Origin of the sequence: Nonomuraea sp. B10E15, assembly GCF_039871615.1 — a bacterium.
Taxonomy (GTDB): Bacteria; Actinomycetota; Actinomycetes; order Streptosporangiales; family Streptosporangiaceae; genus Nonomuraea.
In genome coordinates this window covers 15080-34794 of sequence record NZ_JBDPMB010000041.1, presented here as the reverse complement: position 1 = coordinate 34794, position 19715 = coordinate 15080, and the positions used below count along the sequence as shown (strand labels likewise).

At 70.5% G+C, this 19715-nt stretch carries 20 protein-coding genes; 8 read left to right on the top strand and 12 right to left on the bottom strand.

Annotated features, from left to right (window positions below; all coding sequences use genetic code 11):
* Positions 1-79: 79 nt before the first annotated feature.
* Positions 80-1168 (top strand): alkene reductase, encoded by a 1089-nt coding sequence (locus ABGB14_RS48665; protein ID WP_347650695.1) that lies wholly within the window; start codon positions 80-82, stop codon positions 1166-1168.
* A complete protein-coding gene (locus tag ABGB14_RS48660; protein WP_347650694.1) occupies positions 1165-2379 on the top strand; it encodes an MFS transporter in 1215 nt (404 codons plus the stop codon). Before ABGB14_RS48665 ends, ABGB14_RS48660 begins: the two co-directional genes overlap by 4 nt.
* 33 nt (positions 2380-2412) lie before the next feature.
* Here ABGB14_RS48660 and ABGB14_RS48655 read toward each other — a convergent pair whose 3' ends face one another.
* From ABGB14_RS48655 to ABGB14_RS48645, 3 genes are all read right to left on the bottom strand, one after another.
* Complete coding sequence (locus ABGB14_RS48655) at positions 2413-2844, bottom strand: hypothetical protein (RefSeq protein ID WP_347650693.1); 432 nt, start codon at positions 2842-2844, stop codon at positions 2413-2415.
* 242 nt (positions 2845-3086) lie between these two features.
* Positions 3087-3608 carry a histidine phosphatase family protein gene (locus ABGB14_RS48650; protein ID WP_347650692.1) on the bottom strand — a complete coding sequence of 174 codons (522 nt, stop codon included), beginning with the start codon at positions 3606-3608 and terminating at the stop codon, positions 3087-3089.
* Positions 3609-3624: 16 nt separating this feature from the next.
* Positions 3625-4053 carry a pyridoxamine 5'-phosphate oxidase family protein gene (locus ABGB14_RS48645; protein ID WP_347650691.1) on the bottom strand — a complete coding sequence of 143 codons (429 nt, stop codon included), beginning with the start codon at positions 4051-4053 and terminating at the stop codon, positions 3625-3627.
* A 164-nt stretch (positions 4054-4217) separates the two neighbouring features.
* Between ABGB14_RS48645 and ABGB14_RS48640 the strand changes: the two genes are divergently transcribed.
* Both ABGB14_RS48640 and ABGB14_RS48635 read left to right on the top strand, forming a co-directional pair.
* The gene (locus ABGB14_RS48640; protein WP_347650690.1) at positions 4218-4748 is read left to right on the top strand and encodes a SigE family RNA polymerase sigma factor; all 531 of its coding nucleotides are present in this window, start codon (positions 4218-4220) and stop codon (positions 4746-4748) included.
* Complete coding sequence (locus ABGB14_RS48635) at positions 4745-5797, top strand: ABC transporter substrate-binding protein (protein ID WP_347650689.1); 1053 nt, start codon at positions 4745-4747, stop codon at positions 5795-5797. The genes ABGB14_RS48640 and ABGB14_RS48635 overlap by 4 nt, the downstream gene beginning before the upstream one ends.
* 19 nt (positions 5798-5816) lie before the next feature.
* Here ABGB14_RS48635 and ABGB14_RS48630 read toward each other — a convergent pair whose 3' ends face one another.
* From ABGB14_RS48630 to ABGB14_RS48605, 6 genes are all read right to left on the bottom strand, one after another.
* Positions 5817-6662 carry a PHP domain-containing protein gene (locus tag ABGB14_RS48630; protein WP_347650688.1) on the bottom strand — a complete coding sequence of 282 codons (846 nt, stop codon included), beginning with the start codon at positions 6660-6662 and terminating at the stop codon, positions 5817-5819.
* Between the two features lie 118 nt (positions 6663-6780).
* A complete protein-coding gene (locus ABGB14_RS48625) occupies positions 6781-7353 on the bottom strand; it encodes an SLATT domain-containing protein (RefSeq protein ID WP_347650687.1) in 573 nt (190 codons plus the stop codon).
* A 13-nt stretch (positions 7354-7366) separates the two neighbouring features.
* A complete protein-coding gene (locus ABGB14_RS48620; protein ID WP_347650686.1) occupies positions 7367-9694 on the bottom strand; it encodes a metallophosphoesterase in 2328 nt (775 codons plus the stop codon).
* 1 nt (position 9695) lies between these two features.
* A complete protein-coding gene (locus ABGB14_RS48615) occupies positions 9696-10133 on the bottom strand; it encodes a VOC family protein (RefSeq protein WP_347650685.1) in 438 nt (145 codons plus the stop codon).
* Positions 10096-11235: a Gfo/Idh/MocA family oxidoreductase gene (locus ABGB14_RS48610; RefSeq protein ID WP_347650684.1), complete on the bottom strand. Its 1140-nt coding sequence runs from the start codon at positions 11233-11235 to the stop codon at positions 10096-10098. The genes ABGB14_RS48615 and ABGB14_RS48610 overlap by 38 nt, the downstream gene beginning before the upstream one ends.
* Positions 11236-11371: 136 nt before the next feature.
* Complete coding sequence (locus ABGB14_RS48605; protein ID WP_347650683.1) at positions 11372-11869, bottom strand: MarR family transcriptional regulator; 498 nt, start codon at positions 11867-11869, stop codon at positions 11372-11374.
* 116 nt (positions 11870-11985) lie between these two features.
* On the opposite strand from ABGB14_RS48605, the gene ABGB14_RS48600 reads away from it, so the two are divergent.
* Complete coding sequence (locus tag ABGB14_RS48600; protein ID WP_347650682.1) at positions 11986-12858, top strand: SDR family oxidoreductase; 873 nt, start codon at positions 11986-11988, stop codon at positions 12856-12858.
* A gap of 40 nt (positions 12859-12898) precedes the next feature.
* Here ABGB14_RS48600 and ABGB14_RS48595 read toward each other — a convergent pair whose 3' ends face one another.
* A complete protein-coding gene (locus ABGB14_RS48595; RefSeq protein WP_347650681.1) occupies positions 12899-13885 on the bottom strand; it encodes an aminoglycoside phosphotransferase family protein in 987 nt (328 codons plus the stop codon).
* Between the two features lie 216 nt (positions 13886-14101).
* Here ABGB14_RS48595 and ABGB14_RS48590 point away from each other — a divergent pair, with 216 nt between their 5' ends.
* A complete protein-coding gene (locus ABGB14_RS48590; RefSeq protein WP_347650680.1) occupies positions 14102-15670 on the top strand; it encodes an MDR family MFS transporter in 1569 nt (522 codons plus the stop codon).
* An 87-nt stretch (positions 15671-15757) separates the two neighbouring features.
* On the top strand, positions 15758-16417 hold the full coding sequence (locus ABGB14_RS48585) for a class I SAM-dependent methyltransferase (RefSeq protein ID WP_347650679.1): 660 nt from the start codon (positions 15758-15760) through the stop codon (positions 16415-16417).
* A 57-nt stretch (positions 16418-16474) separates the two neighbouring features.
* On the opposite strand, the gene ABGB14_RS48580 is transcribed toward ABGB14_RS48585, so the two are convergent.
* Together ABGB14_RS48580 and ABGB14_RS48575 are read right to left on the bottom strand one after the other, a co-directional pair.
* Positions 16475-17023 carry a hypothetical protein gene (locus tag ABGB14_RS48580; RefSeq protein ID WP_347650678.1) on the bottom strand — a complete coding sequence of 183 codons (549 nt, stop codon included), beginning with the start codon at positions 17021-17023 and terminating at the stop codon, positions 16475-16477.
* 123 nt (positions 17024-17146) lie between these two features.
* Complete coding sequence (locus ABGB14_RS48575) at positions 17147-18022, bottom strand: LysR family transcriptional regulator (protein ID WP_347650677.1); 876 nt, start codon at positions 18020-18022, stop codon at positions 17147-17149.
* A gap of 110 nt (positions 18023-18132) precedes the next feature.
* Between ABGB14_RS48575 and ABGB14_RS48570 the strand changes: the two genes are divergently transcribed.
* Positions 18133-19701: an amidohydrolase gene (locus ABGB14_RS48570; protein WP_347650676.1), complete on the top strand. Its 1569-nt coding sequence runs from the start codon at positions 18133-18135 to the stop codon at positions 19699-19701.
* Positions 19702-19715 lie beyond the last annotated feature (14 nt).

Below are 19715 nucleotides of genomic sequence, written 5' to 3'. Positions count from 1 at the left end.
TACGTACGCCGACCACCCGTACGTAATCACGGTAACCTTACCGATTCGGCCCGTAAGCGCTCGTTCCTACCGTCGAGGCATGAACGAACTGCTGCAACCTGTGACCGTAGGCCGGCTGGACCTGTCCAACCGCCTTCTCATGGCCCCGATGACCCGCAGCCGCGCCTTCCGCGACGGACTGGTGGACGAGCTGACCGCGGAATACTACGGCCAGCGCGCCGGCGCCGGGCTGATCATCACCGAGGGCACGCAGCCCTGCGTGCTCGGACAGGGGTACATCGACACGCCGGGCCTGCACACGCCGGAGCAGGCCGAGGCCTGGCGGCGGGTCACCGACGAGGTGCACCGGCGTGGTGGGCGGATCTTCGTGCAGCTCATGCACGCGGGGCGGATCGGGCACCCCTACCTGTACCCGGGAGGCGAGCTGCCGCTGGCGCCGTCGCCGATCCCCTCCGGTGAGCGGCTCCACACTCCCGACGGGCCGCTCGACCTGCCCACCCCGCGAGAGATGACCATGGAGGACATCGCCCGCGCCATCGAGGAGTTCGTGGCCTCGGCCAGGTACGCGATGACCGCCGGGTTCGACGGTGTCGAGCTGCATGGGGCGAGCGGATACCTCATCCACCAGTTCCTGTCGGACAACACCAACTGGCGTACCGACGCCTACGGCGGGGCGGCGGAGGGGCGCATCAGGTTCGCCGAGGAGGTCGTACGCGCGGTGAGCGACGCCATCGGCCCGGCCCGCACCGGGATCCGCGTCTCGCCCGGCATCACCTACAACGGCATGGACGAGAGCGACTCCGACGTGCTCTACACCGAGCTGGCCCGCGCGCTGGCTCCCTACGGCCTGGCCTACCTGCACGTCTCGGAGAACGACACGCGCGACATCACCAAGCTGCTGCGCGCCGAGTGGCCGGGGACGCTCGTGCTCAACCCCCATCCCGGAGACGGGGACGGAGCCGCGACCGTCGAGGACGGCACGGAGGCGCTGCGCTCCGGGCTCGCCGACGCGATCTCGTTCGGCAGGCTCTGGCTGGCCAACCCCGACCTGCACGTACGTGTCGCCGCCGGCGGACCGTACAACGAGGCCGACCCCGCCACCTTCTACGGCGGCGACCACCGCGGCTACACGGACTACCCGACGCTCACCCCGGCGGTCGCGCCATGAGCGCGCACCCGGCGACCGGCGGCCTCCGCCCCACCGCCTCACGGCCGGCCCGCGGGATTCCCGGGGCGTGGCTGGCGACGATGGCCGGCCCGTTGTCCTTCGGCATCGCCGGGCCCAGCCTGATCCTGGCCGACACGGCGTACGACCTGGGTGTCACGATCGGCGCGGTGACCTGGATCGTCACCGCGTTCGGCTGGGCGATCGCGGTGGGGACCCCGCTGATGGCCGGCCTGCAGCGCCGCCGGGGCGCTCGTACGGCGCTGCTCGCGGGCGCCGCGCTCGTGCTGCTGGGCGCGGCGCTGGTGGTGGTCGCCCCGGCGCTGCCGTTCCTCGTGGCCGGTAGCGCGCTGCAGGGCCTGGGGACCGCCGGCCTCACCACCATCGCGATGAGCATCGCCGGCTCACCGCGCACGATGGGGCTGGTCACGGCGTCTCTGGCGACGGTGGGGGCGGCCTCCCCGCTCGCCGGTGACGTGGTCGCGGGCACGCTGGGCTGGAGGGCTACGCTGGCGCTGCCCGCGCTCAGCGTGCTCGCCGTGCCGTTCGTGTTGCGCCGGCGGCCGCTCACGCCGCTGTCCGGCACGACGTTCGACCTGGCCGGGGCCGTGCTGCTGACTGCGCTGGTCACGGCGCTGGTGTTCGTGCCGCACACGTGGTTGCCCGCGGGCGGCGCGGCGGTGGCCGCCGGGGTGCTGCTCGCGCTGCGCCTGCGCGCCCGGCCGGACGGGTTCGTGCCGGTCGAGGTCGTGCGCGCTCCGACGTTCCTGGTCGCGGCCGGGCTGGCGTTCCTGCTGGCGGTCGTCAACTTCGGGATGATGTACGCGCTGCCGCCGCTGCTCGTCGAGAACGCGGGCTGGAGCAGCGGGCAGGTGGGGTTGGCCATCACCTGGCCGCTGCTGTTCGGCGGCCTCGCGTCCTACCTGGTGATCATGCTCACCGCCCGCCGCGGGCTGCTGGTTCCTGTCGTGCTGTTCGCCGTGCTGAGCGCGACGGGCGTGGTGCTGGCCGCCGTGAGCGGCGCCTGGGCTCTGCTCCTCGCCGCCCAGGCGCTGGCGTCACTCGCGGCGGCCTCCGGGCAGGGGGCGTTCGCGACCCGTGCCGCTCTGGCCGTGCCCGACAGGGAGCAGTCCGCGGCCATGGGCCTGTTCAACCTGCTCTACCTGCTCGGCGCCGCCTTCGGCCCGGCCATCGCCACGCTGCTGGTCGGCTGACTCCCCGAACGGGAGGGCACGCGCGGTCGCGGGTCAGCCGCAGTTGCCCCAGTAGCTGCGCCCGCCGCGCGCCACCTTGCTGCCGACGCGAATCTCGCCCGAATACATCACACACTTGCCCGCAGCCGGTCGGATGACCGCGGCGTCGGAGTCGGACCAGCCGGACACGGACTTGCCGCCCGCTCCCTTGACGTAAAGGGTGGCCTTGACGAACTTGTTCCTGTTGGTGCTATTGATGAGGGCAAGACAGTTCTTGCCGGTCGATTTGCTGTACATCAGGTAGAGGCGGCCGTATACGGTGCTGCCGGACTTGATGGTGCGCGTGCCGTCGCTCACTCGGACGTAGCCCGGCCCGCACACCCGCTCCGGGGTGATGCCGGCCGCGGCTTGCGACGGGGTGGCGACGGCCATGCCGGCGATGGTGCAGAGCCCTGCGAGCAGCAGCGTCGTCGCAGTTCTGGGCATCCGTGAACTCCTTACATGGTCAACGATGTGTCGCCCGTGACACTTGCGGCGAAGTGCCGGTGCCTTCGGCCGACCGTGCTGCGACTGCCGTCGGCAACCGGCACGCCGATGGCGCTGAAGGGCGAGATCAACAATGTCGTAAGGCTGCCGGGGCACTCAAGGCCGGGTATCCCACGGATTCGGCCGCGCCCGCTTGGGGCTGGTTCGCCGGCTCCCCGCGGGTGTGGCGCCGGCGGTGTCGTTCAGAGGGCGAAGGCTCGCTCGACGGCGCCCGAGTCGAGGCGGACGAGAAGCGCGTCAGGGAAGCGGAGGTCCGCCCAGAAGCCGCCGGGTCCCTCCAGGCCGAGCCGCGCCGTCATCCAGACGGTCATCGCCATGCCGTGCGTCGCCACCACGAGCGGGCGCCCGCCGGCACGTGCGAGGTGCTCGGCGAGCCCGGCGTCGAAGCGCCCGGCGACCTCGGCCCGCGGCTCCCAGTCCACGTGATCCGAGCCTTCGACGTACGCGCGGCGCAACTCGCGATAGTCGCCTTGCCACGGCTCCACGCGGGTGACCTCGTTGAAGCGCCGATCACGCGTGACGGCGTCGTCGCCGCCCAGCGTCTGCCACGCCTTCGGCTCGTCGCTGGAGACGAGGCAGGCGTCTTCGGGCAGGCGGGCGACCAGCCGGCGGGCCGCCTGCCGTCCTTCGGCGCTGAGCGTCCATTCGTGCGGGGGGAGGGCCGGGCCGTACGCGGGCATGGCATGGCGCACCAGGAGCAACATATGGCGAAATTTACGGTTAGTTCGGGTAGCGGTGCACGGTCTCCGGACGGATGACGATGCGGATGAGGTCGCCGGCCAGCATCATGGCGAGATCGTCGGCCCGGGTCTGGTCGTCGAGGTCCCAGTAGCGGGCGGCGAGGCGGGCGCACAGGTCGTGCGCCCCGTCGGCCTCCACCGTGGCGTGGCCGGCGACGGACACCCAGCGCTCGCGCTCGCCCACCGGGGCCGCGACGACGATCGAGGCGCGGGGGTCGCGGCGCAGGCGGCGTACCTTCAGGGAGTCCGGCTCGGTGAAGAGCTGGATCGTCCCCTCCGCGGTGGCCTCGAACCACACGGGCCGGGGTTGAGGCGGCTGCGTTCCTCCGGCCACGGAAAGGAACCCGTGCAGGGGGCGTCCGAGAAACTCGAGATCTTCGGCGGTCAGCCGGCTGGCGGCGGTGCTCATGGCGGCCCTTTCCCCGGGTTCACCCCTCTGCCCGCGCTCCATCAGGTCGAACCTCGCGGCGGGCGTCGCCACGCCTCCTGGCACACCCGCGGCTGAATCGTCTCCGACTGCCAACCTTCTGGCACGCCCACAGCGTCTGGAGGTTACTGACATGAGGAGAGACGTTGGATCGCAATGCCAGTTTCCAGGCATTCGCCGATGCGCATCAGCACCGGTTGATGCGCCTGGCATATCTGCTGACCGGCGATGCCCACCTCGCCGAGGATCTTTTACAGAGCGTGCTGGTCCGGATGTACGGCAGGTGGCCGAGATTACGCCACGTGGACAGGCCGGAGGCGTATGCCCGCAGGACCATGGTGAACCAGCACATCTCGTGGCGGCGTCGTCGTGCGACGGGGGAGGTGTCCATCGCGAACCCACCCGAGCGAGCCCACGACCCGGAGGACTCCACCGTGCTGCGGGTCGTCCTGCGCCAGGCGCTCATGCGGCTGACACCCAAGCAGCGCGTGGTGCTCGTCCTGCGCTTCTACGAGGACCGCACAGAGCGTGACGTGGCCGGCCTGCTGGGCTGCTCGGTCGGCACCGTGAAGAGCCAGACCCACCACGCCTTGGCCCGCCTGCGCGCCCTGGCGCCCGAGCTGGCGCCGCAACTCCCCACCCTGGACGAGGCTCACATCAAGGAGGTCCGCCGATGACGTGGCTAGGCGACCAGCTCAGCCGCATCGCGGACGACATGCCCCAGCGGGATCTGGCGGGTCGGGCGATCGAGGCATACCACCGCAGGCGGCGCAACGTCATCGCCATGGCGGCGGCCGCCGTGGTCGTGGTCGTCGTGCTGGGAGGCACGGTCGCGATCAAACTCAGGCCGGAGGCCGCCCGCCCGGCGGCGCCGCCCGAGCGGGCCGTCATCGACGTCGGCGTGGCGGACACCGTTGAGGCGGCGCCCCTCCACGTGGCCATGAACAAGGGGTATTTCGCCGCGGAAGGGTTGCGGGTGCGGCCTGTCCCTTCCCATGCCATCGCCGCCGTGTCCGCGACGGAGACCGGCGAGTTCGATCTCGCCCAGACCGACTATGTCGGGTCGTTCCTGGCCCGGCAGCACGACAAGAAGGTCCGCATCGTCGGCGGCCTGTACCGTGCCCGTCCCGGGAGCATGGCACTCGTGGTCAAGGCCGGATCCCGGATCCGGAGCGTGGCCGACCTCAAGGGCAGGAAGGTCGCGGTCCCGTACCTTCGGGGACTCTCGTCGCTTTCCGTCGCGGCCTTGCTGAAGCGGAGCGGGCTGACGACCGAGGACGTCATCCTGGTCGAGAGCCCTTACCACAATGGCGTCAAGGGTCTGGACGCCGGCATCGCGGCGACCCTCCTGGCCGAGCCTTACCTCACCACGAGCGTGCGGGAGAAGGCCGTGCGGGTGCTGCGACCGGCGCTGACCGGGGAGTTCGAAGGGCTGCCCACCGCCGGTTGGATGGCCGGCGACGACTGGATCCAGGACAATCCGCGTACCCTCGCGGCCTTCCAGCGTGCGCTCGCCAGGGCGCACCGCCTGATCGCGGCCGACCCCGCGCAGGCCGTGCAGGCGCTTGCCTCCTCCACGAAGTTCAGCGCACGCGACCTCGACGGCCTCGCACTCGGGTCATATTCCGCCGAGCTCGACGTGAAAGGGCTGCAGCGGCTGGCCGATCTGGCGCGGAAGTACTCGGTGCTGGAGAAGGGGCTCGACGTGCGAGACGTCATCAGGTAGGCGACCCTCTCCATGGCGGTCAGTCCACGCGCGCCCAGAAGTCGTACGGGTCCCGCCCGGGGCGGAACCCGTGAGCCCGCGCCATGTCCGCCGCGTCCCGGAACCCGCGGGCGACGGCTGCGGGGTCGTGGGAGTCGCTGCCGAACGTGACCGCGTCCCCGCCCTCTTCGTGCCACCACCTGACGATGGCCGGGTGCAGCGGTATGCGGGTGTTGATCTCGAGTGCCCTGCCCGACCGGGCGGTCATCCGCAGCGCGTGCCGGAACTCCTCTTCGAACTTCGGCAGCTCGAAGGGCCCGGCCTCCCGCGACGGCCAGTAACGCAGCGGGTAGTCGATGTGGGCCAGCACGGAGAACGCGTCGCTCCGCGTGACGAGGTCGACGATCCCGGCCAGATAGTGCCGGACGACGTCGGCGGCGGGCCGGTGCGCGTACTGGCCTGGTGGTTCGGCGAAGCCGTCGCCGTCCGGGAGGCAGTGCAGGGAGCCGAGCACCCGGTCGAACCGTCCGGCTCCGAGCACCTTCGTGGCGGCGGCGGCGTGCCAGTGGGGTTCGCCCAGTTCCAGACCGCTCAGGATGCGAAGGGCCGGGAAACGTTCCCGGCACCGCTCGATCGCCTCCAGGTATCCGGGTGCGTCGAACGCCGGAGGAGCCAGCAGCCCCTGCGGCGTGGCCACGGTCGCGAGGTGGTCGTCCGGGGCGAGGGCGTCGAGAGCGACCGTCCAGACCGTGTGGTCGACGTGCTCGGTGAAGGCGATCGCCGGCAGCCCGAGCTCCACCGCCCGCGCGCAGGAGCGCTCCATCGACCCTGACGGGGCGTCCCACGACCATTCGCTGTGCACGTGGCTGTCCGCGGGCACCGTCATGAGTCCCCCACCTCCTGCTGCAACGGCCGGCATGCGGGAATCTACCGCGCCGCGGACCCGGGACCGGACGTCCACGTGACGGTGTGGTGGTGACGACGGTCACGGTATGAAGGCCGGTCTAGGCGCCCTGGGCGGGCCGGTCGGCGGCGTGCCCCTGTTGGAGTCGCTCCGCCTGCTCGTTGAGCTCGCTGGCCCACTCGTCGGTTTCGTTCTCGAGCACCTCGCCGGTGGCCTGGATGAGCTCACGGATCACCGTCATGAGGGTTTCGCCGTCAGCCGAGCGGCACATCGCGGCCGTCCAGTCGGCTTGGGCGAGCAGGAGCGCCCGGTGCAGCCGGGCCTGGGCTCGCATGTACCGCATCCACGACGTGGTGAAGCCGAAGTAGCGGTCGAGGAGCACGCACCCCGCGGACAGCGCGAGGAGCACGTACCCCCACTCCGGGGCGATCAGGCGGTTGTCGGCGGCGTGCACGAGCGGCACGACACCGCCGCAGACCGCGAGGACGATGGCCGTCGCGCGCAGCCCGCGCGACCAGCGGGACTTGATCGTCTTTTTCCACAGGTACCAGTCGATGGCGGTCAGCGAGTTACGTTCGGCGTGGCGGAACAGCACGGAGGCCGTCTCGACGGGATCGCCCTGCGGCAGCTCGGCCAGGGCTGAGGGGATGAGGTTGCGTGCCGCTCGTGCCATGCGCTTCTCCCGGTCAGGACGCGAGGCCGGTCTCTGCGTCACCGATGCGCCGGATGAACTCCGCCACCAGCGGTTGCACCCGCTGTGGCGCGACGGGCAGCAGCTTCTCGGCGTCCGTGCGGTGGCAGTTCAGGGGCCCTGACCCCAGCGGCGGTGACAGCCGCAGCGCCCGCCCCAGATCCGTGATCGGGTCGATGGCCGGGTCGAGGATGCGGTGGCCGAGCACCGCCTCCAGCACCTTCAGCACCAGCGTGCACAACGACAGGCTGAGCGTGGCCTCCCGGTTGCTGGCCGGCGCGGTTCTGATGCAGATGTTGCGCGCCCGCAGGGCCAGCTTGCCTGCCGCCTTCGGATCGGACTGCAGCAGCCGTACGATGGCCAGCCGCGTGATCGGCGGATCCCAGTCCTCCCTGGCCCGGTCGAGCGCGTCGATCGCCGCGTTGAACAGCTCCGCTGCCCGGTCCAGCATGTCGCGCTGGTACCAGTAGTAGCCGTGCCCGTAGTGCACGTCGGCCAGCACGCGGAAGGGCGCCATGTCGTAGGAGGTGTGCACGCTGCCCTGGTCGGGCGCCCCCAGGCGGGGCTGGCGTTGCTGCTCGACCACGCTGCTGGCGACGTCGGTCGCGGCGGCGAAGTGACGCTCGGCCAACTCGGTCTGCTGCAGCCGCCGGGCCACGACGCCGCGCGCACGCTCGGTCTCGGCGTGCAGCAGGTCCAGGTTGCACAGGCAGCGGGGTGGCTCGTTGCCGCTGGCGTTGCACGGGAAGAAGCCGGGCTCGTGCCGCCGGATCTCGCCGATCAGCTCGCTCAGCCGGGAGAAGCGGTCGCCGGCCTCGTGGTTCAGTTCCCGTTTGCGGAAGCTCTGGCCCATCACATAGAGGGCGATGCAGCAGCCGTCGCCGATCTCGGCGGCCAGCTTGCTGGCGTCCTGATAGATGCCTGCGGTCAGGAGCCTGGTGGCCAGCAGGAGATTGGCGTAGTTGGGGATCTCCAGCAGGGCGTCCCGGTCGATCTGCGGCAGCATGAACAGGTGGGACAGGTTACGGTGCAGCCCGTACTCCAGCAGCGTGATCACCGTGCGGTGGTGTGCCTGCTCCGGCGGCAGGCGGGCCGGCAGGTGCGGGCCGAGCGCGGTGCCGAGGTTGACGATGCTCGCCATGATGTTGGGTGAGCGCCAGGCGGCGGCGTAGATCTGGAAGACGTGGTCGAGCAGCGCTGACATGGCCGCGTCCGGATCGTGTGAATAGGCGTGGTGGAACCAGTCGACGACGGAGCTCAGCCACCGGCGCCGGTTGACCGCGCTCCACACGGCGAAGGGAAACTCGAGCGACTGGTCGGCGGCCACCTTGCCGGTGGCTCTGGGGCGGGCGGGAAGCGTGAACTCACCCACGTAGCCGTCACTCGCGCGGTGGGGGAAGACCTTGGTGTCGAGCACCCACCGGTGGGCCGCCGGCCCGTCCGCGAACGTCAGCGGCTCCAGCATCACCTTGCGGGTGCCGGCGTCGAGCGAGCCGTAGAAGACGCGGTTGGGCCACTCGCTGCCCTGGTAGGCGGCTCCGGCGGAGATGTCCAGACTCGTGCCGCTGAGCGCCTGCGTGCCCGTCACGTCGGCGGTGTGCAGGTGTCCGGACAGAATGATGGGATAGACCTGCCTGATCCACGCATGGGCGGTCTCGTCGGCGTGCATCCAGCTGAACGGATGGTGCAGCAGCACGAAGACGACATGCGGGTCGCGCTGCAGCAGGAGCTCGCCGCGTTCGCGGACGGTGCGCGTCCCGAGCCACAGCCGTCCCTGGTCGTCGTCGTCCTGGCAGAACCAGGCGGAGTTGAGCGGCAGGACGCCCACGCGGGCGCCGCCGACAGCGACGATCTCGGGCCGCCGCACGACGTCGCCCTCCGCCAGCGGGCAGCCCGGCTGGAACGTTCTAACGAAATCGCGGTACGCGGCCAGTTTGTTCAGGTACGGTTCGCGCTGGTTGTGGTTTTCCCGGCCGAAGAATTCGTTGTCGGCGTCCTGGGCGCTGTCGAGCGTGCGCCGTAACCAGCGGCCTGCCCGCCGCTCCACGTCGTGGTTGCCCGGCACCAGCCACATCCGTTCCGGAGCTACTCCGGTGCACGCGACGAGTTCGTCCGCGAAGCCGGCGGCGACGTCATAGTCGGCGCGGCTGCCGGTGGATGCGATGTCCCCGGTGACGAAGACCAGGTCGGGCGGGCCGTCCCGCTCTGTCCGCTCCCTGACGGTCGCCAGCAGCGGCCGCAGCACCTTGTTCCTGTCGTACGGATCCCGCGCGTCGCCTCGCAGGTGCAGGTCGGACAGGTGAAGCCAGCGCACGGTCGTCATGTCATTCATCTCTCCGCGGTTCGCGCAGTTGGATGGCCTGCCCGTCAGGCCCTTCCACGAACAGCACCCGCGGTTGCAGCGGGTCGCCGCTGGGTGGTGTCATCGGGCCCTGGGTGATCGGCACGTTGTGCTGTTTGCACAGCTCGATGGCCTCGTCGAGGTCTGGCACCTCGAACGCGATATGGGTGAGGCCCAGGTTGACGTCGGTATAGGGGAAGGACGTGTGCCCCTTCTTCATGGAGAAGAGCTCGATGAGCACTCCGCCGCCGTCGAGCCAGGCGAGGGTGCGGGTTTTGAACAAGAACGGCTCGCGCACCGTACGCAGGCCGAGCACCGTGGTGTAGAAGGTGTACGCCGTATCGAAGTCGGCGGTCTGGACGGCGACGCTGTGGGCCCGGCAATCAAGGCGTGCCGGCTCTGACTCCATTGGTCGGGACATGTGCATTCCTTCGCTGCCATTTCGCCAGGTCATAAATGCGCCCGACCAGCTCCCAGGTTGGGACGGACGCCTTGCCCGAACAGGGATGTTCTTCCGCGAGGCTACCACCGGAGGCGCATTTGCCGACGAAATCGGAGAGAGGGCGGGATTCCTGTGCGTCTCCCGGAAGCAAGGCGTCCGATAAAGTAATTTTGGCACCGTTGTAATGTTTCGTCACGACCGAGCCGTCCGCGCGCTGATGTGTTATGTGCCCGGGATTTCGCGATCTCATGCGTTGGTCCCGGCAAATGCTGATCCGAGAGCCCGAGCGGTCGCGCAGGTCGACGAGTTCGAAGACCGATCCCACGGGGGCGGAGAAACTCAGGTCGAACGAAATGGTGACGCCGCCCTCGGACCGTACCCAGCCGAGGGCGCTGCTTTCGATCTCCGGATCCACGTCGGGTGACATCCAGTGCTCCGCGGAGAACCTGACCTGCCCCGCGGCCCGCGCGCCGAACCGCTCACCGCGTGACGCGGCCACCCAGGCGGCGAAGTCGAGCAGATGATAGCCGGTGCCGATCACCACCCCGCCCCCCACCAGGGCGTGCCTGGCGCGCCATGAGGAGGGACGCTCGCCGACCGCGAGAACGCACCGGATCGTGTCGAGATCGCCGAAGTCGCACTGGCGTGCGACCGATTCGTAAGCGTGCTGGAAGTGGGTTTCCAGGCGCCGCTGCACGCCGGTGAAAAGCAGCAGATTCGCTTGGGCGGCGCGTTCGACGAGGCGCGGGAGATCGTCGGAGTGGAGCATTATCGGACGGTCCACGAATACGTGCACGCCGGCGTCCAGGCACTGCTCCACCTGGGACGCGTGCATGGCGTTGGGCGTGTTGATGACGGCTGCGGCGGGAGCGGGCGAAAGGGTGAGCGCGTCCGCCGGCGTCGGCGTGTATCGAGGTGGCGGAAGCCCTCGCTCGGAGAACCACGGCAGGACGATCTTCTGAAATTCGATCTCGCCCTGTTCCAGGCAGCACACGGAAACAGCACGGGCCGGTGTGGCGGGGTCGGTCAACAGCGGGAGCAATGTACGGGTGCGGGCCATCGCGCCGAATCCCACCAACATCAGAGGTATTGCCGGTCGGCCCGATATCGCCATGTGCTTACCTCCGGTATCGGAGTGAACATAGTGCGCGGTTCAGGAATGGCCCGTGACAGCAATAGTGAAGGAGAAGACGCCGCCTCGCCAGAGTTTGCGGGTCTCAGCCGGGCGTCGGTTCGGCCTCGTCCCGTTCGCCCGCGTCCTCGGCGGCGGTGATCGCCTTCAGCGCTCGCCGCAGCTGCGCGTAGGCGGGCTCGCCGATCGTGCCGGCGTGCCGGCGCTCGATGTCGGCGATGATCTCATCCGCGTGGCGTTGCTGGTCGAGGCCGCGTTCGGTCGGCACGACGAGCTTCGCGCGGCGGTCGGCCGGATCCGGCCTGCGCTCCACGTAGCCGAGCGCCTCGAGCTCGTCGACCAGCCGGCCGACGATCTGCTTGTGCCGGCCCGAGAGCCGCGCCAGCTCCGTCGCGCGCACGCCGCCCGCGTCGAGGTAGGCCAGGATCGCCCCGTGGCGCGGGCTCACCTCGCTGTGCCCCCTCTCGGCGAGCCGCACGAAGACCTCCCGTTGCAACGAGAACAGCAACCGCGCGGCGAGGATCCCCAGGTCGGGATCCTGCGTGATCATCCGGCTGCGTTCGCCTTCGGGAGCGTGCGTCACGCCCCGTATAGTACCACTCTGTGCTAGTCACATCTTGTGATAGTCACATTTCGGGACTATCTTTGTCCGAGACCCTGACCCGCTCGGGCAGGGAACCCCTCACGAAAGGACGGACGATGAGCCGCACAGTCCTCATCACCGGGGCGACCGGCAGCGTGTCGAGCGCCCTGCTCGATGCCCTCGACGGCTCCGCCCTCGCCCTCCGGGCGCTGGTCAGGGACCGGGCCAGGGCCGGCGCGCTGGAACGACGGGGCGTCGAGGTCGTCGCCGGGGATCTGGGCGACCCGAGCACCCTTCCGCCCGCCTTCAAGGGGGTGAACGACCTGTGGCTGCTGACCGCGATGGACCCCCGAGCGCCCGAGCACAGCATGAACGCGCTCTGGGCCGCCCGCCAGGCAGGCGTGGAGCGAGTCGTGCGCCTGTCGGCGATCGGCGCCGCCTACGACGCCCCGACGCGCAACGGACGCCTGCACGCCCTCTCCGACCATGAGCTGCAGGCGTCCGGCCTGTTCTGGACGATCCTGCGCCCGCACGCCTTCATGCAGAACCTGCTCTGGCAGGCCGGCCGCATCGCCCACGACGGGATCTTCTCGCTCAACATGGGGCAGGGCCGGCTCGGCATGATCGACATGCGCGACGTCGCCGACGTCGCGGCCCACATCCTGCGCGCGGAGCCGGAGCACCACCACGGCAGGATCTACACACCGTCCGGGCCTGAGACGCTGACCTACACCGAGGCGGCCGAACAGCTCGGGCAGGTGCTCGGCAGGACGATCCAGTACGTCGCCGCCGGCGCGGAGGACGCCCGCACGGGCATGGTCGCCGGCGGCATCCCCGACTGGCTCGCCGGGATGCTCGTCGAGTACGGGCAGGCGCTGGGCTCCGGCTTCGGCGACTACACGACGACCGACGTCGAGGACGTCGTCGGCCGCCCGCCCCGCCGCTTCGCCGACTTCGCCCGCGACCACGCGGCGGCGTTCACCGCGTAGCGCGCCCAGGTGATCGCGGTGGCGCGCGGGGCGGCCCGCTTCACGTGAGCTCCGCCAGCACGGCCGCCACGGCGTCGTACGAGTCCCCGACCCCGCCGGGGTCGCCGAGACGGTGGCGCTCCAGCCGGACGGCCCCGAGGTGGCGAATCTCATAGATCAGCGACCGCCACACCGCCGAGGGGCTTTCGTCCCGCTCCCCGTACGCCTCCCAGAACGCCACCCGCTCATCCTGTCTGGACGCGGCCATCCGGATCGGCCAGTCGGCGGCCGGGTCACCCCACAGCGTGCGGTCCAGGTCGAACACTCCTGAGATGACCGGCTCGGGAGCACCTTCGGCGATCATGATGTTGATGGTCCACAGATCGCCGCTGAGCAGGCGCGGCTCGGTGATCTCGTCCAGCACGGCGTGGTGCTCGGCGGCCACCGCCGCGGCCTTGCGCAGGTCGGCGGCGTCCAGCCCCAGCCCGTCCAGGTCGGTCGCGATGTCCCGCAACGATCCGGTCACCGCCTGGCTCCACGTGTCGTACGCCGGCCCCCCCACGGGGCCGAATCTCGTGCCTCGCACCTCGTGCACCGTCCTGGCGATCTCCCCGATCTGACGGAAGAAGCCCGTCCGCGCCCGGCGCGGATACGTGCGCAGCCCCTCGGCGGCAGGAACGCCGTCGAGCAGGGTCTGCACCAGGTAGTCCCTGCCGACGAGCTCGTGCGACCAGTCGGCCGCGACGACGCGTGGCATCAACGGGGCGATCCTGGCGAGGTGCGGCACGGTGGCGTACTCGTTGCGCATGAGCTCCCGCTCGGAGACGAACTGGCGCTCCGGCCCGGGCGCGAAGCGCACGATCACCGGACGGCTCCGGCCTTCGACGGTGACGCGATAGGTGGTGTTGTACATCCCCAGGCCCATCTCGACCGCGGATGACACGGCGGCGCCCGGGCCGAAGATCCGGCGGCAGACCGCCTGGATCTGGCCGGCGGTCACCGGCTCCTGGAACGCCCCCGCGGGCCGTTCGATCGGCTGGAAGTCCACCCCGCCATCTTGTACGAAGGCCCGCCGAGCGTGTGCGGCGCCGATGCCCGCGCGGGGTGCCCGCCGCGGTGGTGGCGTAGCCCTGTTAGGGGTGTTCGCGCAGGTCATGGGGTGGGGCGCCCTGCGGCCTGGAGGTCGTCGTCCGGTGCCGCGGAAAATCGGGTGACATTTTGTGGCGCTTGTCGGAATGTTGGGCGCGGTCGATGAGTTTTGTCGGTGGCGCAGGTCAGTCTGTACATGACCACCACTTCTTGTGAGACCCGAGGCTGGGACGCCAGCCGCGACGATGTCACTCCCGACAACCCCGATCGAGGTATCGTGCCCGGCTCCCTGCTCGACTCACCAGCCACCTCCGCGACCGGCGTCAAGGGCCGCACCCCGCCCGTGATCCGGCTGCTGGTGCTGGCCACGTTCGTGGTCATCCTCAACGAGACGATCATGATCAACGCGATCCCGCAGTTGATGAGCGCGTTGCACATCACCGAGCAGACCGCGCAGTGGCTCTCGACCGCTTTCATGCTGACCATGGCCGCGGTGATCCCGATCACCGGCTGGTTCCTGCAGCGGGTGTCCACCCGCAGCGCCTATACCGTCGCGATGGGCCTGTTCCTGGCCGGCACGGCGCTGGCCGCAGTCGCGCCGTCGTTCGAGGTGCTGCTGGCCGCCCGCATCATCCAGGCGTCCGGCACGGCCGTGATGATGCCGCTGCTGATGACCACGTTGATGCAGGTGGTGCCCGAGGAGGATCGGGGCCGCGTGATGGGCAACGTCAGCCTGGCCATGTCGGTGGCGCCCGCGATGGGTCCGACGGTCTCCGGGGTGATCCTCCAGTTCGGGTCGTGGCGGCTGCTGTTCGCCGTGGTGCTCCCCATCGCAGCCGTGGTGACGTGGAGCGGGCTGAAGCAGCTCAAGAACGTCGGAGAGCCCCGGTTCAGCACCGTCGACTGGCTGAGCGTGGTGACCGCCGCCGCGGGCTTCGGCGGGCTGGTCTACGGGCTCAGCCGGTTCGAGGGCGGTGACGTGCGCGTCGCCGCCGCGATCGTGGTCGCGGGCCTGGTGTCCATCGCCGTGTTCGTCGTCCGCCAGCTGGCGTTGCAGAAGCGTGGCGCGCCGCTGCTGGATCTGCGCACCTTCCGTCACCGCACCTACACGGTCGCGCTGATCATGATGTCGGTGGCATTCATGGCGATGCTCGGCTCGATGATCCTGCTGCCGCTCTACCTCCAGAACGTCCGCCAGCTCAGCGCCCTGGAGACCGGGCTCCTCGTCATGCCCGGCGGTCTGGCGATGGGGCTGCTCGGTCCGACCGTCGGCCGCCTGTTCGACCGGTTCGGCGGCCGGGTTCTGGTCATCCCCGGCGCGATCGGGATCATGTTCGCGCTCGTCGGCTTCACCCAGGTCACGATGACCATGCCGGTCTGGCAGCTCCTCGGCCTGCACGCGCTGTTGATGGTGAGCCTGGCCGTGACCTTCACCCCGGTGTTCACCCTCGGCCTCGGAGCGGTTCCGCCGTCGCTCTACTCCCACGCCAGCTCGATCCTGAGCACGCTGCAGCAGGTCGCCGCCGCCACGGGGACCGCGCTGGTGATCACCGTGATGAGCGCGCGTGCCGGGGCCCTGCGCTCCGAGGGTGTCACGGAGGTGCTCGCCAACCTCGGCGGCATGCGGCTGGCCTTCATCATCGGCGCGGTGCTGTCCGTGGTCGTGGTGGTCACCGCCCTGCTCCTCCCGGCCCGCGCCGACAACGCCGCCGAGATCGAGGAGCCCAGCCGATCGGAGGCCTGAGCCGGGTCATCGGTCCGGGCAACGGCTCAACGAGGTTTCGGCGCGGCCCTTGTTGCCGCCGGCGGGATGCTTTGTGATGGTTGATCCATGGGATCGACTGATGGTGGAAACCTGCAAGAGCTGCTCGACGAACAGGCCGTCTACTACGGTGCGGTGGCCCCGGAGTACGAACGCCACGCTCTCCCCTTCCCCGGAGCCTCCGAGCTGCCGGCGGCGCTTGACGCGTTCGGGCCGGTGGGCAGCGTGCTCGAACTCGCCTGCGGCCCCGGCACATGGACCGCCCAGCTGCTCCGGCACGCCACAGACGTCACCGCCGTCGACGCGTCCCGGGAAATGCTCGCCATCGCCTCGACGCGGGTGGGCGGGGACGATCGGGTGCGGTTCGTGGCGGCCGACCTGTTCCGCTGGCGTCCGGAGCGCCGTTACGACGTCGTCTTCTTCGGGTTCTGGCTGTCGCACGTTCCGCCGGAGCGCTTCGTGTCCTTCTGGTCGCTGGTGGCCGACTGCCTGAAGCCGGACGGGCGGGTGTTCTTCGTCGACGACAGTTACCGGACCGCCGACGAGCTGATCGAGGGCGAGCAGTCCGTGACCATCCAGCGCCGGCTCATGGACGGGACCGCCTACCGGATCGTCAAGGTCCCGCACCGTCCGGCGGACCTCGAACGGCAGCTCGAGCGGATCGGGTGGCGCATCACGGTCCACCCGACCTCTGGGCCGCTGTTCTGGGGAGCGGGAGGGCGGGCCTGACTCCGGGGGATCTCGCGGGGTGACGCGCGGGACGTTCGCCGGCGGGTACGCGGCACGTCAGCGTTCGACCTGCGCGAGAAAGATCCGCCACGTCGACTTGGTGATGTCGGCGGCCTCGGCGCAGATCTCCTGTGCCTCGGCACGCAGCGGCGGCGGTGGTTGCGGCGCGTCGCTGAGCCCGTAGCAGGGGATCGGGTCGCGCATCCGCGTGAGCATCTGCTGCATGTCCCTGGCGGTGAGGAGCACCGCGCCGTAGAGCAGGTCGGCATATTCCGGGTTCTGCTTGCGCAGCCGGCGCGCGGTGCCGGTGGCGACCTTGACCGCCGCCGCGAGCGCTTTGCCGCAGGTCTTGCTGCTCAGGGGGGTGCGCCGGGTGCACCTGTCTAGTTTGTCCGCGCCCGGGTGCGCGTCCATCGCGGCCCGGAAAGCGTTCTGTACGTCCCGTGTCACCTTCGGCGTCCCCGCTGATCCGGAAGGGGACGGGCCGGCGGTGGTGGTCGCGGGGGCGGGGGAGGCGGTCGCCGGGGTGGCCGGTGGCGGGCCGTCCGCGCAGGAGGTGACCAGCATCCCGACGACCACGGCGGGCGCGAGGCGTACCCATCTCATCCGCGCAAGATAACATCCGCATGATCGCGCGGCTACGGTCTGTCAGCAGCGCCGTCCGGCGGACGGCTTGCGATCGAGGACCCCGGGCGGCCGGCGAGCGAGCGGCGCTCCGGCGGGGGGCGGTCAGACGGCCAGCGCGTCCAGGAGTGACTGCAGGCGGGCGCTCTCGCGGTCGGGGCGGACGAGGGTGAAGATGCTGCGGCTGGTGTTCAACCATGGCACGTCGGCGACCACGAGGTCCCGGCCATGATCGCGCAGCGCGAGGTCGGGGACGAGCGCCGCGCCCAGCCCCGACTCGGCCATGGCCAGTGTGATCTTGAAGTCGTCGGAGTGGCAGGCCACCCTCGGGTGCAGCCGCCAGCGCGCGAACACGCCGTCGAAGAAGGACGCGTCGCTGCTCGCCGGATGGTGCACGATCCACGGCAGGTCGACGAACTGCTCCACCCGGTACGGCGCCAGGTCGGGCCAGCCGCGCGGCAGGACGACCTTGTAGCGGTCCTCGGCGACCCACCGCCGGCCCAGCGATGACGGCCACGACAGGCCGGAGTTGCCCACCTGGTAGACGATGGCGGCGTCCAGTTCGCCGCCCGCGCCCAGGCGCGGGATGAGTTGTGAGGGTTCGGCCACGGAGAGCCGGATCGCGGCCCGGTCGGCGGGCTCCATGTCGCGCAGGACGCCGGTCAGCACGTCGGCGAAGCTCGGGAAGATTCCCAGGCGGATCTGCCGCTCGCTGTTCCTGTGCACCTCCTGGACGGTGGAGATCATGCGCTCGATGTCGATGAGCACGACCTCCGCGTGCCTGGCCAGCACCTCGGCTGCGCTGGTGGGCAGCACGCTGTGGGCGAAGCGCTCGAACAGCGTCACGCCCATCTCCCGCTCCAGGGCGGCCATCTGCTGGGAGACGGCGGAGGGGGTGTACCCGAGCCGGTTGGCGGCGGCCGCGAACGATCCCCGCTGCACGACCTCACGGAGAGTGCGCAGGTGCTCCGGCTTCAGCATCAGCAACCCTTACCCTCAGAAGCGCTAAATGTCGTGTTTGTAGCACTTCCACCTGCATTTAGCTACTCCTACAGTGAGGCCCATCACATTTCCGAGCCGCTGAGAGTCCCATGAGCATCCGCGTGTACCGCAACGCCGCCATCCACACCGGAGCCGGCGAGAACCCGTTGGCCCAGGCCATGGCCGTGAAGGGCCAGACGTTGCTGGCCGTCGGCAGCGAGGCGGACGTGCGCGGGGCCGCAGGGCCGGACGCGGAGCTGATCGACCTGGAGGGCGCCGCCGTCCTGCCCGGCCTCTACGACGCCCACATCCACACCGCCCAGTACGCCCTGAGCCTCGACGCGGTCGACCTGCGCGACGTGCGCTCCCTGGACGAGGCCCTGGCCAGGGTGGCCGCGCACGCCGCCCGCCTGCGACCGGGCGCCTGGTTGTTCGGCGGCCGCTGGAACAGCAACACCTGGGACCCGCCCGCCCAGCCGGACAGGTACGCCCTGGACTCGGTCTGCCCCGGACTGCCGGTCGCGCTGCCCAGCGTCGACGGCCACACGGTCTGGGCCAACTCCGCGGCCCTTCGCCTGGTCGGCATCGACGCCGGCACCCCCGACCCGGTGGGTGGCGAGATCGTCAGGGACGCCGACGGGGAGCCGACCGGCATCCTGCGCGAGTCGGCGTCGTACCCGCTGCGCCACCTCATGGTCTCCGCCGACCTGACCGACCGGCTCCGCGCCGCCCAGGAGGAGCTGCTCGGGCTCGGCCTGACCAGCGTGCACGACATCGACGGCGAGGACTGCCTGGCGGCCTACCTGGAGCTGCGCGAGACGGGCCGGCTGAAGCTGCGCGTGCACAAGGCGATCCCGGCGACCCACCTGGAGGCCGCCATCGAGGAGGGGCGCCGCACCGGGCAGGGCGACGACTGGATCCGCACCGGGCCCGTGAAGATCTTCAGCGACGGCGCGCTCGGCTCGCACACCTGTCACATGAGCGAACCCTTCGCCGGCGATCAGGGCAACGCCGGCATCGCGGTCACGCCGTACGACGACCTCGTCAAGTTGTTCGGCAGGGCTGCGGGCGCCGGCATCGCGGTGGCCACGCACGCGATCGGCGACCGGGCCAACCGCCTCGTCATCGACGCCTACGAGGCCATCGGCCGCACGCCAGGCCTGCGGCACCGCATCGAGCACGCCCAGCACCTGCGGCCCGGCGACCTGGCGAGGATGGCCCGGCTGGGCATCGCCGCCTCCATGCAGCCCGTGCACTGCACCAGCGACATCGACCTGGTCGACTCCCTGCTGGCCGGTCACGGGGTGGCGTCCTACGCCTGGCGCGGGATGCTGAACGTGGGCGTCGCCCTGGCCTTCGGCTCCGACGCCCCCGTGGAGCACCCCAACCCGTTCGCCGCGCTCCACGCCGCCGCCACCCGTACCCGCCCCGATGGCACGCCTCCTGGCGGCTGGCAGCCCGAGCAGCGGCTGAGCATGGCCGAGGCCATCACCGCGCACACCCTGGGCGCGGCCTACGCGGCGGGCGAGGAAGAGCGCAAGGGCACCCTCGCGCCCGGCAAGCTCGCCGACTTCATCGCGGTGGACACCGACCCCTACCGGGAGTCGCCGGACGCGGTGCTGCGCACCAAGGTCATGACCACCGTCGTCGGCGGCGAAGTCCGCTGGCAGCGAAGCTGAAGGAGAACCCCCCA

Excerpts from the sequence above, each read along its gene's own strand:
- ABGB14_RS48665 (WP_347650695.1), top strand. The coding sequence starts at position 80 with ATGAACGAACTGCTGCAACCTGTGACCGTAGGCCGGCTGGACCTGTCC.
- ABGB14_RS48660 (WP_347650694.1), top strand. The coding sequence starts at position 1,165 with ATGAGCGCGCACCCGGCGACCGGCGGCCTCCGCCCCACCGCCTCACGG.
- ABGB14_RS48655 (WP_347650693.1), bottom strand. The coding sequence starts at position 2,844 with ATGCCCAGAACTGCGACGACGCTGCTGCTCGCAGGGCTCTGCACCATC.
- ABGB14_RS48650 (WP_347650692.1), bottom strand. The coding sequence starts at position 3,608 with ATGTTGCTCCTGGTGCGCCATGCCATGCCCGCGTACGGCCCGGCCCTC.
- ABGB14_RS48645 (WP_347650691.1), bottom strand. The coding sequence starts at position 4,053 with ATGAGCACCGCCGCCAGCCGGCTGACCGCCGAAGATCTCGAGTTTCTC.
- ABGB14_RS48635 (WP_347650689.1), top strand. The coding sequence starts at position 4,745 with ATGACGTGGCTAGGCGACCAGCTCAGCCGCATCGCGGACGACATGCCC.
- ABGB14_RS48630 (WP_347650688.1), bottom strand. The coding sequence starts at position 6,662 with ATGACGGTGCCCGCGGACAGCCACGTGCACAGCGAATGGTCGTGGGAC.
- ABGB14_RS48625 (WP_347650687.1), bottom strand. The coding sequence starts at position 7,353 with ATGGCACGAGCGGCACGCAACCTCATCCCCTCAGCCCTGGCCGAGCTG.
- ABGB14_RS48620 (WP_347650686.1), bottom strand. The coding sequence starts at position 9,694 with ATGACGACCGTGCGCTGGCTTCACCTGTCCGACCTGCACCTGCGAGGC.
- ABGB14_RS48615 (WP_347650685.1), bottom strand. The coding sequence starts at position 10,133 with ATGTCCCGACCAATGGAGTCAGAGCCGGCACGCCTTGATTGCCGGGCC.
- ABGB14_RS48610 (WP_347650684.1), bottom strand. The coding sequence starts at position 11,235 with ATGTTGGTGGGATTCGGCGCGATGGCCCGCACCCGTACATTGCTCCCG.
- ABGB14_RS48600 (WP_347650682.1), top strand. The coding sequence starts at position 11,986 with ATGAGCCGCACAGTCCTCATCACCGGGGCGACCGGCAGCGTGTCGAGC.
- ABGB14_RS48585 (WP_347650679.1), top strand. The coding sequence starts at position 15,758 with ATGGGATCGACTGATGGTGGAAACCTGCAAGAGCTGCTCGACGAACAG.
- ABGB14_RS48580 (WP_347650678.1), bottom strand. The coding sequence starts at position 17,023 with ATGAGATGGGTACGCCTCGCGCCCGCCGTGGTCGTCGGGATGCTGGTC.
- ABGB14_RS48575 (WP_347650677.1), bottom strand. The coding sequence starts at position 18,022 with ATGCTGAAGCCGGAGCACCTGCGCACTCTCCGTGAGGTCGTGCAGCGG.
- ABGB14_RS48570 (WP_347650676.1), top strand. The coding sequence starts at position 18,133 with ATGAGCATCCGCGTGTACCGCAACGCCGCCATCCACACCGGAGCCGGC.